Below are 14,889 nucleotides of genomic sequence, written 5' to 3'. Positions count from 1 at the left end.
TGCCCTCCTCGGGCGCATTCAGCGCCTGCGTGTACATGCGGCGTCCTCCCAGGACTTGGTTGCCGTTAATATATAACAGAAGCTGTCGCATGCAACCTGTTCTTGTAATATTTCACAGACCACCGTCAGCTCTGGAAACGGCGCGCCAGCCCTTCTCCGGCCGCGGGCAGCGGACCATTCTCGTCCGTGGCGTGGGCATCGAGCCATCGTTCCGAGGCCGGCAGCAAGGTCCGGTAGATCACCCCGCATAGAGCCCTCGCCTCCCGGCCGGGCCAGTCCTTCGGCAGCAGTTCCGCGGGCAGCAACGGATCGCGCAGCACGATGCGCCGGTAATGGTGGATCAACAGGATCCGCGCCATGAAGGCGTCCGCGTCGGACAGCGCCGCGTCGCGGCTCAACCAAGCCTGCAGCGGCGCAAAGGCGGCCGTGAACTTCTGATAGGCCTCGGCGGTGCGGTCGAGCGTCCAGCTTTCGGCCAAGAGCCGCCGGGCCATCTCCGGCGCGGCGGAGACGTCGAGCCGAATCGCGCCCGCCGCCTCTTCGGGAACGGGAAGGCCGGCCGGCGCAACGAACACGCCTGGCAACGGGTTGCCAAAGCCGGCATCCTTCAACGCGTCGCGCGCCACCTCGCGCGCTTCGCCGCCACCGATCAAGAGCAGGTCGAAGCGACCATTCCACTCCGGCGACGGGGCATCGTAGATGTGACGGGTGGCGGCGGCGAAGGTCTGCTCCCCCTTGCGTACGAGCCGGTAGAAGCTGTTGCGGCCGACCTTGCTGCGCGCGAACCAGCCCTCGGCCGTCAGCCGCGACATCGCGGTGCGAACCACGTTGCCGTCGATGTCGAGACCGGCGAAGAATGCAAGCAAGGTGCCGAGCCAGACCGCGCCGCCGCGCGGCACGATGGCGTCACCGAACACGGTAATGATGATCGAGCCGGTGCGCGAGGGCTCGCGCTTGAGCTGATCGATGATGCGGGAGAGTGGCGGCGGCATGGTCCACGCATAGCGCGGTTCGCCGGTTTCGAGAAATCGGTCGATCAGAGGAGCCGCAGCAGGACTTCGGCCGTGTAGAGCGCGAGTCCCGCCAGGCCGCCGATCAGCGTGCCGTTGAAGCGGATATATTGCAAGTCGCGGCCGATATTGAGCTCGATCAGCGAGATCAGCTGCGACATGTCCCACGACTTGACCTGGTCGGAGATGAAAGTGGAGACGCCGCTCTTCTGCTCAGCGACGATGCGGCCGAGCATCGTGACCATGCCACCATTGATCTCACCGCGAAGCTCGGCGTCAGCGGCAAGCAGCTCGCCGGCCCGGGCCAGCATACCCGCCAGATGATTGCGCAGCACTTGGCTTTCCCCGGAGGCGCTGCGGGCGAGGAAGTTTTGCACATTAGCCCAGATGTTGCGCAGGAGATCGGCGAGCTCCGGCCGCGCCAGCAGATCACGCTTCAGGCCGGCGATCCAGCCGGCAGTCGCGGGATCGTTGCCGACCCGGTCGACAAAGGCCAGCAGCATGCGGTCGAACTCGCCGCGGAACGGATGCTTGGGATCGTTGCGCACCTCCTCGAAGAAGGCGCCGGCGGAGGCGACGATCCGATTCAGCACGAACTTGTCGGCGCGGTAGAGTCTCAGCAGGGTCGGCAGCTCGGCGCGAATGCGCTCGCGCAGGATCGCCAGCGTCTCGGGCTCGTTCAGGGTCCGGTGCACGATGCGCAAGAGATCGTCGAGCAATCCCTTGTGCCTGCCCTGGGCAACGAAGGCATGCAACGTCGAGCCGGCAAGCGGCGCCAGATCGATCGCCTGCAGCTGGCCCATGACGCGGCGGCTGATGAAGGCCGCCAACCCCGAGCTTTCGGTCGCCGACACCGCCTCCGGCAGCAGACTCAGCGCAAAGCTGGCCAGATCGTCGCTGCGTTTGCGGTCGCGCAGCCAGTCGGCGATGAATGCGCCGAAATCGATCTCGCGCAGCTTGGCCTGGACCGGCGCAGCCTCGAGAAAATGCAGCTCGATGAACTCGCCGAGCTTGTCGGCGATGCGCTGCTGATTGCTCGGGATAATCGCGGTGTGCGGGATCGGCAAGCCCAGCGGATGCCGGAACAGCGCTACCACCGCGTACCAATCGGCCAGACCGCCGATGGTCGCAGCTTCCGCAAAGGCCGCGACGAAACCGAACGCCGGATGCAGATGCAACAGCAGCTTTGCAACGACGAACAGCGCCAGCGTGCCTGATAGCACCAGCGTGGCCTGCCGCTTGACGCGGCGCAGATCAGCGGCGCGGGCGGCATCGCCGGGTATTTGGAACGTGGACGTTGATGTCATGCTGGCAGGATACCAGCGTCGTCATTGCGAGCGAAGCGAAGCAATCCAGGATATTCTTCAAGCAAGGCTGGATTGCTTCGTCGCTTACGCTCCTCGCAATGACGGCGCATGCAAAAGGGCCCGCTCACTGAGCGGGCCCGAGAACCTGTGATCGACGTAGGCCGATCAGACGGCGGTCGCCTTGGCGAAATTGTCCTGCATCGTCTTCGCACCTTCGGTGACGAGCTTGCCGACATAGTCGGACGCCGACTTGGCCCGCGAGAGCGCGGCTTCGCTGCGCGAACGCACCAATTCACCCTGGATCTGGAGGGCTTCGCTGAACGATGTGGCGGCGGCAAGCCGGCCGATGCCGTCGAGGAACGCTTCAGCGTCCTCGTGAATCGCCTGGCTGACGGTGCGGCCGAGCTTGGCAGCCTCGCTGACGCCGCCGACCACGGCGGTCTCGATCGCAGCCGACACCTTCTCGGACTCGGCAAACGCGCCTGCAGCGCGCTCCCTGGCGGTCGAGACCGTCTGCTTGACGAATTCGCGCGCGCCTTCCGGCACATTCGCGCTCTTCAGCGCGTCGGTGACCGGCGCAAAGGCCTGCTTGAAACTGTCGAACATAAAACTGGTTTCGGTGGTCATGGGTCTCTCCATCCTCATCTGGCTGAGCTATGGGCTCACCCCGTCCACAGGGGCCCGGGGCGTGATCTTTATGCCACCCAAAATGGTGCGACGCAACATAAATATTGCGACGCATCATTCATTTTGGCTTGTCGCCATCGTCGGGAACCAACGGCGCGTTCTTTCCGACCGGAACCGGCTTGGGCCTCGCCGGAGGTGGCCGCTTCGGACGCGGCTGGGACGCCTTCTGTGCGTTATCCTCGGGCGCGTTCTGCTTGGGCGCGTTCTGCTCGGGCGGGTCCTGCTGCATCGGCCTCGAATTCGTCAGCGCCTTATGCAGCAGTGCCTTGATATCGGTCAGCTCGCTCTCGATCGCCTGCAGCCGGTCGGAGAGCCCATTGAGCTGCGCCCGGCTCGGCAGGTTCATGCCGGCAAAATAGCTCTCCATCAGATCGGCCAGGCGTCCCTGCGCGCTATCCGGGCCGGCCGGCACCTGCTCCGAGGATCCGCGCGACAGCTGATCGCCAAAGGCCCGAAAGCCCTTCTGCATCTCGCCGACCATCTGCTGCCACAATGCGATTGCGTCGTCAGCCTTGTCCACCATCGGCATTCTCCTTGGCCGAAACCATTCACGAAGACTACGTCCGGATGATATCACGCAGTCGGCTGTTTTCGGCAGATGCTGCTGATATCATTTCGCGTTGGATACCGTGCGACAGAGGTGCAATCGCCATGCAAGACGGATCGTTGAATTCGACCTCATCCGCGCATCAGCCACCGCAGCTCGCACGCGCCAATGGCATCGACATCTGCTACGAGATCTTCGGCGAGGCCGCCGCCAAGCCGCTGCTGCTGATCATGGGTCTTGGCGCCCAGATGGTGATCTGGGACGATGAGTTCTGCCAACAACTGGCTGCACGCGGCTTTCGCGTCATCCGCTTCGACAATCGCGACATCGGCCAGTCCAGCGCGCTGCAGGGCGGCAAGCGGCTGACGCCGTTCGAATTGATCAAGCTGCGCCTGTTCCACATTCCGGTCGCGGCGCCCTACCGGCTGATCGACATGGCCAAGGACACGGTCGGGCTGATGGATGCGCTCGGCATTGCATCGGCACATCTGGTCGGCGCCTCGATGGGTGGCATGATCGCGCAGGAGGTCGCGCTTTCGTTTCCCCAGCGCGTGCGCTCGCTGACGTCGATCATGTCAACCACTGGCAATCCGCGCATTCCGCCGCCGACCCGCGAGATGGCGGCGATGCTGATGGCGCCGCCGCCGAGGACCAAAGAGGAATATCTCGCGCGGTTCGCGCGGACCTGGAAGATGCTGCGCGCCGGCTCCTTCCCCGAAGACGAGGCCCGCGATCGCGCGCTGGCCGAGCGCTGCTTCGCACGCGGCCTCAATGCCGCGGGTGTCGGGCGGCAGTTGCGGGCGATCCTCGCCTCCGGCAGCCGCAAGGCGCGGCTCCACGCCGTCACGGCGCCGACGCTGGTCATTCATGGCACCAAAGATCCGCTGGTGCATCCCGCCGGCGGCAAGGACACTGCGGCCTCGATCCCAAATGCGAGATTGCTGATGATCGACGGCATGGGTCACGCATTGCCGATCCGGATGTGGCCGAAGATCATCGATGCGATCGCAGCGCATGCGCATGGCGCGAGTGCGGAGGCGGCTTAGCAGACTGCTGACCAAGATGCGCTGCCGGCGCAACAAATAAGATGTCGTCCCGGCCTCGAGGCTGGGACGACACCGAGTATTGGGCTGCGGGCTTCGGTCAATTGCCGAAACGTTTGGCGAACGACGCCCCTCACCCAAACCTTCTCCGTCGCCATTCGATCAGCTTGGCGCTGACCTCTTCCGGCTGTTCCTGCTGGGTCCAGTGGCCGCTGTCGCGCACCAGATATTTCTCGAGATCGGGGATCAGCTTCTCCATGCCGTCGGCGGCGGACGGCGGCAGCACGGCGTCGTTCTCCGCCATGATCATCAGCGACGGCACGCGCACGGTGACATCGATGCCTTCCGAGCGCTGCCAGTTGCGGGTCATGTTGCGATACCAGTTGATGCCGCCGGTGAAGCCGGTGCGCCTGAAGGTATCGACGAAGACCTGCTTCTCGGCGTCGGACAGGATCGGCGGGCGCGTGTCGCGACTTGCGTCATAGGCCGCGACCATCTGCGGAAACGCCAGATTGGCTTTCGGCGCGGCACCGATGCCTGCAACCGGCTCAGCTGTGCCGGCTTCGGTGCGCGGCAGCGGCTTGCGCATGAAGGCATCGAAGGTCGCTTCGACATGGCTATTAAAGATCCGGTCCGGCTCGCGGGCGGGATCCTGGAACTGCACGATGTACATCATATCGCCAAAGCGCTTGCGGAAGATCGCGATCGGATCGGCCGGCGCGCGCGCCATGTGCGGCGTGTTGACGCCGACGACGCCGGCCACGCGTTCGGGATAGCGCAGCGGCATCTGCCAAACGACGAAGCCGCCCCAGTCGTGGCCGACGAAGATCGCCTTGTCGATCCTGAGATGATCGAGCAGGCCTATGAGATCGGCCGTGAGCTGCGCGATGTCGTAGGCCTCGACCGCCTCGGGCCTATCAGTCGCGCCATAGCCGCGCTGGTCCGGCGCGATCACCCGGATGCCGGCCTCGCTCAACGCCTTGATCTGATGCCGCCAGGAGAACGCCAGCTCCGGCCAGCCATGGCAAAGCACCATCGGCGGCCGGTCCGACACCGGGCCCGCAGCATAATAGCCCATCCGAATGCCATTGGTCGGTGCAAACTGCAACGGCGGCATCTCGATCATGATCTGCTCCTTCAAGGCGGCCGCGCCCTGCTGCGGAGGCGACATCCGCCGCGGCTGGCCATCACGACATCTTGCAACCAGGGCCGAAGCTCAGCCCGACTTCTTGTCGTTCGAACGAGTGCCACCGAGCCCCGTCATGCTGATGAACATATCCTGAAACCGCTCGGCCAGTTTGGGGTCGAAGCTGAACCAGCTCTGCAGCAGCGCTTCCGGATTCATCTTGTCGATATTGCTCGTCATCTGCTGCTGCAGCTTGTCCATCACCGCGACCTGCATCGGCCCGACGTCGGGTAGCCCGAAGAATTGTCGCGCTTCCAGCGGCGTGCAATCGATCTCGATATTGACTTTCATGTCCACTCCGCGCTGTTCAATTGAGCCAGTATCGCTGCGCTAACCAACCTTGAGCAAGTAAGCTTGGTACGCAAAGCGCGCTATTCCTCTGATATCGTCAACGGTCAAACCTGCCGGACCGCACTCCTCCGGCTCGATCGGAAGGCGTTGCAGCAAACGATCGGCTACCTAAAGTAGATGAATTCGCGTGCGCTGCGAAGTAACAACAGCGGCTAACCATTATCGATCCAGGTGGGCACGGCGGGCTTGTCCGCAGCCGGCAATCTCTGGCAACATGCCCGCGTCGGGTGTCCGACGGCCTGAACCAGCCGCACCAGGCGCGCCCGACGGGACGCCTGGCCGGAAACGGCACCAGACTTGCAGCGTTGCGCGCGGCATCTGTGGCTCCCCTGGCGCAGACAACAGACACTTTGACACTCACGAATGCATGACAGGACGCGGCATGCGCTTCCTCCATCTTGCCAAAAATACAAGCGGCCCAAGCGGAGAATTTAATCATATGCGGTCACGCCTGACCTCTCTCATAGCGACCGCCGTCGCGATCCTCGCCTTCGTGGCGACACCGGCGTCGAGTCAGACCTTACGCTACGCCAATCAGGGAACACTGAAGTCGCTCGATCCCTACACGTTCAAGGAGACCACGACGATTGCGCATCATGCGCACGTCTATGAGGGCCTGGTGGCTCGCGACAAGGATCTCAAGATCGTTCCCGCGCTGGCCGAGAGCTGGGAGACCCTGGAGCCGACGCATTGGCGCTTTCACCTCCGCAAGGGCGTCAAGTTCCACAACGGCGATCCCTTCACCGCCGACGACGTCCTGTTCTCCGCAGAGCGCGTGCGGGCCAATGGCTCCAACTTCCTGTCCAATGTTCCGGCGGACGCAAAGTTCAGCAAGGTCGACGACTACACCGTCGACGTGAAGCTCGATGCGCCAAATCCCATTCTGACCTCGCAGTGGGATACCTGGTTCATCATGGACAAGAAGTGGGCCGAGGAGAACAACTCGGTGGCGCCGACGCCGGTGTCGGCCACCACGCCGAGCTACGCGGCGTTGCATGAGAACGGCACCGGTCCTTTCACGATCGAGAGCCATCAGCCCGGCGTGAAGACCGTGTTCAAGGTCAATCCGAACTGGTGGGGCAAGCCGGAGCATAATCTAAAGGAAATCGTGTTCACCACTATCGCCTCCGATGCGACCCGCGTCGCGGCGCTGCTCTCGGGCGAAGTCGACGTCATCGAGCCGGTGCCGGTGCAGGATATCGCCCGCATCGATGCCAGCCAGAATGCCCAGGTGTTGAAGGGGCCGGAGCTGCGCACCATCTTCCTTGGCATGGACCAGAAGCGCGACGAGCTCCTGTACTCCAACGTCAAGGGCAAGAACCCGTTCAAGGACGAGCGCGTCCGCGAGGCCTTCTACAAGGCGATCGACATCGAGCTGATCAAGAACCGCGTCATGCGCGGGCTGTCGACGCCGTCGGCGCTGATGATCGCGCCGCAACTCTATGCCTTGTCGAAGGACTTTACCCGCCCGAAATACGATCCCGACGCTGCCAAGAAGCTCTTGACGGAAGCCGGCTATCCCGACGGCTTCGAGGTGACGCTGGACTGCCCGAACGACCGCTACGTCAACGACGCCGCAATCTGCCAGGCGGTGGTCGGCATGCTCGCCCGCATCGGCGTCAAGGTCGACCTGCTGGCGCAGCCCAAGGCGCAATTCTTCGCCAAGGTGCTGAAGCCCGGCGGCTATCAGACCTCCTTCTACATGCTGGGCTGGACGCCATCCTCGATGGATTCGCAAAACGTGATGCACGACATCATGGGCTGCCGCGACGACCCGAAGGATGCGGGCCGGGGCGAAGCGAATCTCGGCGACTACTGCAACAAGGAGTTCGATGCGATCACCGACAAGGTGCTGCTCGAGACCGAGACGGCGAAACGCGATCAGTTGATCAAGCAGGGTTATGAGATCGCCATCAAGGATTACGGCTACATTCCCCTGCACCAGCAGGCGCTGGCCTGGGGCGTGTCGAAAAAGGTGAAACTGGTGCAGCGTGCCGACAACATGGTGCTGCTGTACTGGGCCAACAAATCCGAATAGCCGCTCAAGCTGGAAAGCCCCGCAAAGCAAGTTCGCTTTCGGGGCTTTTCATTTCGAACGCATGGTGCTACGCGCCGCGTCGATAGAAGATGCAAGTCGATCGAGGATGTCAGTCGATCGAGGATGTAAAAGGACCAGATGCTCGCCTTCACGCTTCGCCGGGCACTGCAGGCCCTCGGTGTCATGATTGCGGTGGGGATCATCTCCTTCGCCATGTTCCGCTTCGCCGGCGACCCGGTCAGCCAGATCGTCTCGATCGACACGTCTGCAGCGGAACGCGCCAATATCCGCAAATCGCTCGGCCTCGATGATCCCGTCGTCGTGCAGTTCGGCCGCTATCTGTTCGATGCGGCGCAGTTCAAGTTCGGCGTCTCCTACCAATACCGCCAGCCGGTGGCGGACCTGCTCAAGGAGAAGTTGCCGGCAACCTTGGAACTCGCCGTCGTCGCCACCATCCTTGCGATGGTGTGCGGCATCCTGATGGGGGTCTATTCCGCACTGCGGCGTGACACGGTGCTGGCCAAGCTGCTGCAAGCCGTGTCGCTGATCGGCATCTCGCTGCCGACCTTCCTGATCGGCATCCTGCTGATCTATTTGTTCTCGGTGACGCTGGGCTGGCTTCCGTCGTTCGGCCGCGGCGACACCGTCAAGATCGGATGGTGGAGCACCGGCCTGTTGACCGTCTCCGGGTGGAAGGCGCTGATCATGCCGGCGGTCACGCTCGGCTTGTTCCAGATGACGCTGATCATGCGGCTGGTGCGCGCCGAGATGCTGGAGGTGCTGCGTACCGATTACATCCGCTTCGCACGTGCGCGAGGGTTGACCACGCGCGCCATTCATTTCGGCCACGCGCTGCGCAACACGCTGGTTCCCGTCATCACCGTCGCCGGCCTGCAGTTTGGCTCGGTGATTGCATTCGCGATCATCACCGAAACCGTATTCCAATGGCCCGGCATGGGCCTGTTGTTCGTGCAGGCGGTCCAGAATGTCGACATCCCGATCATGGCGGCCTACCTGATGATGGTCTCGCTGATCTTCGTCACCATCAATCTCGTGGTTGATATCCTCTATACCGTGGTCGATCCGCGCTTGCGCTCGACCATCAGCCGTCCGGCCTGATCATCATGAGCGACACCGTGGCCGACCATCACACAGAAGCGCCCGCCTCGGGCCGCGAGACGAAGGGCCGCAACTGGCTGAAGCGCGCGCTCGACAGCGATTTGTTCTATTCGTTCCGCCGCTCGAAGCTGACCATGGTCGCGACCGCGATCACCCTGCTGTTTTTCCTGCTCGCGATCTTTGCTCCGCTGATCACGCCGCAAAATCCGTTCGATCCGGCGCAATTGCAGCTGATGAATTCGCGCATCCCGCCGCTGTGGTACGCCGACGGACAGAGCCCGTTCCTGCTCGGCACCGACGAGCAGGGTCGCGACGTGCTCTCGGCGATCCTCTACGGCCTGCGCATCTCGCTGATGGTCGGCGTGCTCGGCGTCGTGTTCTCCGGCATCCTCGGCATCGGGCTCGGCCTTACCGCCGGCTATTTCGGCGGCGTGATCGATACCGTGATCATGCGCGTCGCCGACGTGCAGCTCACCTTTCCCGCGATCCTGATTGCTCTGCTGATCAACGGCGTGGTCAAATCCGTGTTCGGCAATCATTTGAATTCAACGAGCATGCTGGGCGTGCTGGTGTTCGCCATTGGTCTCAGCTTCTGGGTGCAATATGCCCGCACCGTGCGCGGCTCGGTGCTGGTGGAGAAGAACAAGGACTATGTCGCCGCAGCCCAGCTAATCGGCCTGCCCGCGCCGGTTATCATGCTGCGCCACGTGCTGCCCAACACCACGGGACCGGTGCTGGTGATCGCCACCATCAACCTCGCGCTCGCGGTCATCACCGAGGCGACGCTGTCGTTCCTCGGCTCCGGCATGCCCGAGACCATGCCCTCGCTCGGCACCTTGATCCAGATCGGCAACAATTATCTGTTCTCCGGCGAATGGTGGATCATCGCTTTCCCAGGGTTCGCGCTGGCGGCGCTGATCCTGTCGATCAACCTGCTCGGCGACTGGTTGCGCGACGCGCTCAATCCAAAACTGCGATGATGCGCAAAGGCGTCATGTGATGACCACACCCGTTCTGTCCGTCCGCAACCTGCAGGTCGAGTTCGCGACTAGGCGCGGCACCTTGCGCGCCATCGACGGCGTCTCCTTCGACATCGCCAAGGGCGAGGTGTTAGGGGTGGTCGGTGAATCCGGCGCCGGCAAATCCGTCACCGGGCTGGCCGTGATCGGGCTGATCGACCGGCCCGGCCGCATCTCGGGCGGCGAGATCCTGCTCTCGGGCAGGCGCATCGACAATCTGCCGCCTGAAGAGATGCGCAAGATGCGGGGCAAGCGCATCGGCATGATCTTCCAGGATCCGCTGACCTCGCTCAATCCACTCTATCGCGTCGGCGACCAGATCATCGAGACCATCAGGACCCACACCAGCCTCAACGAGCAGCAGGCCCGCAAACGCGCCATCGACCTGCTGGCCGAGGTCGGCATTTCTGCCCCGGAAAAACGTATCGACGGCTATCCGCATGAATTTTCCGGCGGCATGCGCCAGCGCGTCGTGATCGCGCTCGCGCTCTGCGCCGAGCCGGAGCTGATCATCGCCGACGAGCCGACCACCGCGCTCGACGTCTCGGTGCAGGCGCAGATCATCGCGCTGATCAAGCGGCTCGGCCGCGACCATGGCACCGCTGTCATGCTGGTGACCCACGACATGGGCGTGATCGCCGAGACCTGCGACCGCGTCGCAGTGATGTATGCCGGTCGCGTCGCCGAGATCGGCCCGGTGCAGGAGGTGATCCGTAACCCGCTGCACCCGTATGCCAAGGGCCTGATGGGCGCGATCCCGACGCTGGCGGGCGAGGACAAGCGGCTGGTGCAGATCCCGGGTTCGATGCCGCGGCTGTCGGCGATCCCGCCCGGCTGCTCGTTCAATCCGCGCTGCAGCTTTGCGTTCGATCGGTGCAGGGTCGAGCGACCCGAGCCGCTGCGGCAAGGCACGCAGGCGGTCGCCTGTCATCTCTATGATCGCGCGCCTGCCGAGAGCGCGGCATGAGCAGCTTTGTCGAGGTGAACAATTTGCGCCGGGTGTTCGACGTCTCGAAACCCTGGCTCAACCGCGTGCTCGAAGGCGGTCACCTGGAGTTCCTGAAAGCGGTCGACGGCGTCAGCTTCGATATCAAAAAAGGCGAGACCTTCGCGCTCGTCGGCGAGTCCGGCTCCGGCAAGACCACGGTGGCGCGCATGGTGGTCGGCCTGCTACCGCCGTCCTCCGGCGAGGTCATCATCGACGGCGTGTCGATGACCGATCCCCGTCAGGCCCACGTGCGGCGCAAGCTGCGGCGTCGCATCCAGATGGTGTTCCAGGACCCCTACGCCAGCCTCAACCCGCGCTTCCGCGTCGACGCGGTGATCGCCGAGCCGATCCGCGCCTTCAGGCTGATCGACGGCGAGCGCCAGATCAGGGACCGCGTCGGCGAGCTACTCACGCTGGTCGGCCTGCATCCGGACGACGGCGCGAGGTTCCCGCATGAATTCTCCGGCGGCCAACGCCAGCGCATCGCGATCGCACGCGCGCTGGCATCCGAGGCCGAGTTCATCGTCTGCGACGAGCCGACCTCGGCGCTCGATGTCTCCGTGCAGGCGCAGATCCTCAATCTCATGCGCGACCTGCAGGACCGGCTGGGCCTGACCTATCTGTTCATCAGTCACAATCTTGCGGTCGTCCGCCACATGGCGACACGCATCGGCGTGATGTATCTCGGCCGCATCGTCGAGATCGCGGAGGGACGCGAGCTCTTCAACAACCCGCGCATGCCTTACACGAGGATGCTGTTAGGTGCCGTGCCCGACCTCTCGATGTCCGGACGCCAGCGCATTCCGGTCAAGGGCGAGATCCCCAATCCGATCGATCCGCCGCCGGGCTGCAGCTTCAATCCGCGCTGTCCGCTGGCCTTCGATCGCTGCCGCCGCGAGATACCGCCTCTGATCGACGGCGTTGCCTGCCATGGGGTGAACCAGCCGGCGGCTGCAACCGAGCTGGCGTGATTTGCGGATCTGTTGAGACAAAACTAGAATGGGTCGTCATTGCGAGCGAAGCGACGAAGCAATCCAGAGCGTCGTGCGCAGTTCTGGATTGCTTCGCTTCGCTCGCAATGACGGCTCATACGTAGGATTTGGCAAAGGTAAAGCGGGACATCCATGAGCTTCGTCAATCCTGATCCCTTCACCACCCGGCCCGAGATCGAAGGCACCTTCGGCGTCGTCACGTCGACGCATTGGCTCGCGACCGCGGTCGGCATGTCCATCCTCGAGAAGGGCGGCAACGCCTTCGACGCCGGCGTCGCCACCGCCTTCGTGCTGCAGGTGGTCGAGCCGCATCTCAACGGCCCCGGCGGCGACGTGCCGGTCATCCTGCACGATGTGAAGCGCGGCCGTGCTGAAGTGATCTGCGGCCAGGGCGTGGCGCCGGCGCGCGCCACCATCGCGCACTACAGGAGCGAAGGCCTGGACATGGTGCCTGGCACCGGACTCTTGGCCGCGGTGGTGCCCGGCACGTTCGAATCCTGGATGCTGCTGCTGCGCGACTACGGCACCGTGAAGCTGCGCGACGTGCTGGAGCCCGCGATATCGTACGCCCGCGACGGCTATCCGCTTGTGGAGCGCGTCTCGGCCACGATTCAGACCGTTGAAAACCTGTTCCGCACCCATTGGCCGACTTCGGCCGCGGTCTATCTGCCCAACGATGAGGTGCCGAAGCCCGGCACCTTGTTTACCAATCCGACGCTCGCCGAGACCTACACGCGTATCCTGAATGAAGCCGAGAGCATCGGTGGCGACCGCGACGCGCAGATCGAGCGCGCACGCAAAGCCTGGTCGCAGGGCTTCGTTGCCGAGATCATCGATCGCTTCTGCCGCACCCATGACGTGATGGACGTCTCCGGCCAACCGCATCGCGGCGTGCTCACCGCCGACGACATGGCGCGCTGGCAGCCGACCGTCGAGGCGCCGCTGACCTACGATTACGGCCGCTACACGGTGTGCAAGGCCGGAGTCTGGAGCCAGGGCCCGGTGACCTTGCAGCAGCTCGCGCTGCTGAAGGGCTTTCAGCTCGACGGCCTCGACCCTACGGGACCGGATTTCATCCATCTTCAGATCGAGGCGTCCAAGCTCGCCTTCGCCGACCGCGAGGCGTTCTACGGCGATCCCGACTTCACCGAAGTGCCGATCAAGACCTTGCTCTCGGACGAGTACAATGCCGCGCGCCGCAGGCTGATCACCGAGCAGGCCTCGCTGGACTTGCGGCCCGGCACGATCGAGGGCTTCGGCGCCGAGGTGAAGGTCCGACGCGCCGAGGGCGTGCGCGAGGCAGTCGGCGCGATGGGATCGGGCGAGCCGACGGTCGGCCGCTTCGGTGAGACCCGCGGTGACACCGTGCATTTCGACATCATCGATCGCGACGGCAACATGATCTCGTCGACGCCGTCGGGCGGCTGGCTGCAATCCTCGCCTGTGATCCCCGAGCTCGGCTTTTGCCTCGGCACCCGCGCGCAGATGTTCTGGCTGGAGGAAGGCCACCCGGGCGCGCTGGTGCCGGGCAAGCGGCCGCGCACCACGCTGTCGCCAACCATGGCGCTGCGCGACGGCGAGCCGTATCTGGCCTGGGGTTCGCCCGGCGGCGACCAGCAGGACCAATGGATCACGCAGTTCTTCCTGCGCCACGTCCATGCGAAAATGAATTTGCAGGAGTCGATCGACGCGCCGGCCTGGCATTCCGAGCATTTCCCGATCTCGTTCTGGCCGCGCACCGCGCGCCCCGGCGTGCTGGTGGTCGAGAACCGCGTGCCGCCGGCGACGATCGAAGAGCTCAGGCGTCGCGGACACATCGTCGAGGTCGGCCCTGCCTGGTCGGAAGGCCGCCTCACCGCGGCGTCCAAGATCGGCCGCCGCCGCCGTGCCGCCGCCAATCCGCGCGGCATGCAGGGCTACGCCGCCGGAAGATAGAGTTTACCCGACATGACCTGGTCGATCATCGCGAAGGACGAAGCAACCGGCCAGATCGGCATCGCGGTTGCGACGCGTTTCTTTGCGGTCGGTGCGCGGGTGCCATTCATCGCGGCCGGCTTTGGCGGCATCGCGACGCAGGCGCTGGTCAATCCCTATTACGGCATCGACGGTGTTGCGCTGCTGCGCGACGGCAAATCGCCGCAAGAGATCGTCGCGACGCTCATCGCAGCCGATCCCGGGCGCAAGAGCCGGCAGCTTCACATCCTCGACATGCAGGGCCGGATCGCAGTGCATACCGGCCGCGACTGCATCGACTGGTGCGGTCATCTTGCAGGGGATGGTGTCTCGATCGCCGGCAACATGCTGGCAGGCCCGCAGGTGCTGGACGAGACTGCGACGGCCTACCGCGCCAGCGCCCTGCCCTTCGCGCAGCGCCTGATCGCGGCGCTCCAGGCGGGCGAAGCCGCCGGGGGCGACAAGCGCGGCAGGCAGTCAGCGGCGCTCCTGATCCATGGCAGCGAGGAATGGTCCGCGCTCGATTTGCGCGTCGACGACCACGCCGATCCGCTTGCCGAGCTCGAACGGCTGGAGCGCGTCAGCCGCATGCACTGGACTGCTTTCAGTCCGTTCATGCCGACCCGCGCCAACCCGGGCGGCACCACCG

The 14,889-nt window shown here is 64.2% G+C and carries 14 protein-coding genes; 8 read left to right on the top strand and 6 right to left on the bottom strand.

The window, feature by feature from the left end; genetic code table 11:
* Nucleotides 1-125 precede the first annotated feature (125 nt).
* From paaX to WA702_RS05180, 4 genes are all read right to left on the bottom strand, one after another.
* Nucleotides 126-992, bottom strand: a complete 867-nt coding sequence (gene paaX / locus WA702_RS05195) for a phenylacetic acid degradation operon negative regulatory protein PaaX (RefSeq protein ID WP_425109463.1) — start codon at nucleotides 990-992, stop codon at nucleotides 126-128.
* Between the two features lie 44 nt (nucleotides 993-1,036).
* Nucleotides 1,037-2,317, bottom strand: coding sequence for a DUF445 domain-containing protein (locus WA702_RS05190; RefSeq protein ID WP_425109462.1), 1,281 nt, complete (start codon nucleotides 2,315-2,317; stop codon nucleotides 1,037-1,039).
* A gap of 165 nt (nucleotides 2,318-2,482) precedes the next feature.
* A complete protein-coding gene (locus WA702_RS05185) occupies nucleotides 2,483-2,944 on the bottom strand; it encodes a phasin family protein (protein ID WP_425109461.1) in 462 nt (153 codons plus the stop codon).
* 118 nt (nucleotides 2,945-3,062) lie between these two features.
* A complete protein-coding gene (locus WA702_RS05180; protein WP_425109460.1) occupies nucleotides 3,063-3,527 on the bottom strand; it encodes a hypothetical protein in 465 nt (154 codons plus the stop codon).
* A gap of 128 nt (nucleotides 3,528-3,655) precedes the next feature.
* Between WA702_RS05180 and WA702_RS05175 the strand changes: the two genes are divergently transcribed.
* Nucleotides 3,656-4,597 (top strand): alpha/beta fold hydrolase, encoded by a 942-nt coding sequence (locus WA702_RS05175; protein ID WP_425109459.1) that lies wholly within the window; start codon nucleotides 3,656-3,658, stop codon nucleotides 4,595-4,597.
* Nucleotides 4,598-4,727: 130 nt separating this feature from the next.
* On the opposite strand, the gene WA702_RS05170 is transcribed toward WA702_RS05175, so the two are convergent.
* A complete protein-coding gene (locus WA702_RS05170) occupies nucleotides 4,728-5,720 on the bottom strand; it encodes an alpha/beta fold hydrolase (protein ID WP_425109464.1) in 993 nt (330 codons plus the stop codon).
* A 90-nt stretch (nucleotides 5,721-5,810) separates the two neighbouring features.
* Complete coding sequence (locus WA702_RS05165) at nucleotides 5,811-6,071, bottom strand: DUF6489 family protein (protein ID WP_425109458.1); 261 nt, start codon at nucleotides 6,069-6,071, stop codon at nucleotides 5,811-5,813.
* A 499-nt stretch (nucleotides 6,072-6,570) separates the two neighbouring features.
* Between WA702_RS05165 and WA702_RS05160 the strand changes: the two genes are divergently transcribed.
* From WA702_RS05160 to WA702_RS05130, 7 genes are all read left to right on the top strand, one after another.
* The gene (locus WA702_RS05160) at nucleotides 6,571-8,169 is read left to right on the top strand and encodes an ABC transporter substrate-binding protein (protein WP_425109457.1); all 1,599 of its coding nucleotides are present in this window, start codon (nucleotides 6,571-6,573) and stop codon (nucleotides 8,167-8,169) included.
* Between the two features lie 138 nt (nucleotides 8,170-8,307).
* A complete protein-coding gene (locus WA702_RS05155; protein ID WP_425109456.1) occupies nucleotides 8,308-9,288 on the top strand; it encodes an ABC transporter permease in 981 nt (326 codons plus the stop codon).
* Nucleotides 9,289-9,293: 5 nt separating this feature from the next.
* Entirely contained in the window at nucleotides 9,294-10,268 is a 975-nt protein-coding gene (locus WA702_RS05150) for an ABC transporter permease (RefSeq protein ID WP_425109455.1), read from the top strand.
* 19 nt (nucleotides 10,269-10,287) lie between these two features.
* A complete protein-coding gene (locus WA702_RS05145; RefSeq protein ID WP_425109454.1) occupies nucleotides 10,288-11,274 on the top strand; it encodes an ABC transporter ATP-binding protein in 987 nt (328 codons plus the stop codon).
* Nucleotides 11,271-12,266: an ABC transporter ATP-binding protein gene (locus WA702_RS05140; RefSeq protein WP_425109453.1), complete on the top strand. Its 996-nt coding sequence runs from the start codon at nucleotides 11,271-11,273 to the stop codon at nucleotides 12,264-12,266. Before WA702_RS05145 ends, WA702_RS05140 begins: the two co-directional genes overlap by 4 nt.
* Nucleotides 12,267-12,419: 153 nt before the next feature.
* A complete protein-coding gene (locus WA702_RS05135; protein WP_425109452.1) occupies nucleotides 12,420-14,222 on the top strand; it encodes a gamma-glutamyltransferase family protein in 1,803 nt (600 codons plus the stop codon).
* 12 nt (nucleotides 14,223-14,234) lie between these two features.
* The coding region (locus tag WA702_RS05130; RefSeq protein WP_425109451.1) for a DUF1028 domain-containing protein at nucleotides 14,235-14,889 on the top strand (655 nt) is incomplete at its 3' end.

This window comes from Bradyrhizobium sp., assembly GCF_049798375.1.
Classification (GTDB): Bacteria; Pseudomonadota; Alphaproteobacteria; order Rhizobiales; family Xanthobacteraceae; genus Bradyrhizobium.
This window is presented reverse-complemented; position numbering and strand designations above follow the sequence as displayed.

Coding starts and splice junctions, on each gene's coding strand:
- WA702_RS05170 (WP_425109464.1), bottom strand. CDS start 5,720: ATGATCGAGATGCCGCCGTTGCAGTTTGCACCGACCAATGGCATTCGG.
- WA702_RS05135 (WP_425109452.1), top strand. CDS start 12,420: ATGAGCTTCGTCAATCCTGATCCCTTCACCACCCGGCCCGAGATCGAA.
- WA702_RS05190 (WP_425109462.1), bottom strand. CDS start 2,317: ATGACATCAACGTCCACGTTCCAAATACCCGGCGATGCCGCCCGCGCC.
- WA702_RS05175 (WP_425109459.1), top strand. CDS start 3,656: ATGCAAGACGGATCGTTGAATTCGACCTCATCCGCGCATCAGCCACCG.
- WA702_RS05145 (WP_425109454.1), top strand. CDS start 10,288: ATGACCACACCCGTTCTGTCCGTCCGCAACCTGCAGGTCGAGTTCGCG.
- WA702_RS05140 (WP_425109453.1), top strand. CDS start 11,271: ATGAGCAGCTTTGTCGAGGTGAACAATTTGCGCCGGGTGTTCGACGTC.
- WA702_RS05180 (WP_425109460.1), bottom strand. CDS start 3,527: ATGGTGGACAAGGCTGACGACGCAATCGCATTGTGGCAGCAGATGGTC.
- WA702_RS05155 (WP_425109456.1), top strand. CDS start 8,308: ATGCTCGCCTTCACGCTTCGCCGGGCACTGCAGGCCCTCGGTGTCATG.
- WA702_RS05150 (WP_425109455.1), top strand. CDS start 9,294: ATGAGCGACACCGTGGCCGACCATCACACAGAAGCGCCCGCCTCGGGC.
- WA702_RS05160 (WP_425109457.1), top strand. CDS start 6,571: ATGCGGTCACGCCTGACCTCTCTCATAGCGACCGCCGTCGCGATCCTC.
- WA702_RS05185 (WP_425109461.1), bottom strand. CDS start 2,944: ATGACCACCGAAACCAGTTTTATGTTCGACAGTTTCAAGCAGGCCTTT.
- paaX (WP_425109463.1), bottom strand. CDS start 992: ATGCCGCCGCCACTCTCCCGCATCATCGATCAGCTCAAGCGCGAGCCC.
- WA702_RS05165 (WP_425109458.1), bottom strand. CDS start 6,071: ATGAAAGTCAATATCGAGATCGATTGCACGCCGCTGGAAGCGCGACAA.